This window comes from Helicobacter sp. T3_23-1059, assembly GCF_053654515.1.
Genome location: NZ_JBSIUV010000243.1, coordinates 1 through 400, shown reverse-complemented (window position 1 = coordinate 400; position 400 = coordinate 1). Strand labels below are relative to the sequence as shown.

The window sequence follows — 400 nt, the reverse complement described above, 5'->3', positions numbered from 1 at the left end:
TTGGTTATTACCAAAAGCATTGACTTTAGGCTTTTCTATCATTGTCGCGTTTGAGCCTAGCACATCATAGCTTAGAGATACTTCAGGGCTTACATAGCTATTTCGCTTAAATTGATAGAAAGTTACCCCACCTTTGACTTCCGCACCGACATTGTATATTAGCGGGAGCGGGGATTTGTCATTAGATGTTAGTCGCATATTAAACCCATTTTCTTGTATGCGAAAATCTGGAAAATCCACACTGCCTCTAAGGCTAGCTTTGATAAAGCCTTCCATCACTTTGCCCGTAATAGAAAATGTTTGGAAATAGTTTAGCCCAGCTTGTAGAGAGTTTGTGCGCACGGTTGTTGAGTTGCCACGCAAAGCCGTATCAGTATTCATAAACTCATAGCCCAAAAAC

1 protein-coding gene is annotated in these 400 nt (G+C 41.0%); it reads right to left on the bottom strand.

Features of this window, described 5'->3' with window-relative positions; all coding sequences use genetic code 11:
- A partial coding sequence (locus ACWIX0_RS14260) for a hypothetical protein (protein ID WP_454174625.1) occupies positions 1-400 on the bottom strand: 400 nt, incomplete at both ends.